Origin of the sequence: Pseudomonas sp. SIMBA_068 (assembly GCF_046534705.1) — a bacterium.
Classification (GTDB): Bacteria; Pseudomonadota; Gammaproteobacteria; order Pseudomonadales; family Pseudomonadaceae; genus Aquipseudomonas; species Aquipseudomonas putida.
Map to the genome: position 1 here is coordinate 1 of NZ_JAWRYI010000481.1, position 273 is coordinate 273.

Sequence of the window (273 nt, forward strand, 5' to 3'; positions counted from 1 at the left end):
GCCGACAGCGCGACGGCTAAAACACCGGGCGGTTATACCATCTGGAATACCGGCGCGGCCTGGCAGGTGACTAAAGACGTCAAACTGCGCGCAGGCGTGCTGAACCTTGGCGACAAGGATCTCAGTCGTGACGACTACAGCTATAACGAAGACGGACGTCGTTACTTTATGGCAGTGGATTATCGCTTCTGATGAGAAGATGCCCGGCGAACCGGGCGGACTTTCACTTCAGTAAATACTGCGCATGGAAGCGCAGGTGATCCTCTATAAAAG

At 54.6% G+C, this 273-nt stretch carries 1 protein-coding gene; it reads left to right on the plus strand.

Annotated elements, in window-relative coordinates; genetic code table 11:
- The coding region (locus SB756_RS30050; protein ID WP_271087184.1) for a TonB-dependent receptor at positions 1-192 on the plus strand (192 nt) is incomplete at its 5' end.
- Positions 193-273: the final 81 nt, after the last annotated feature.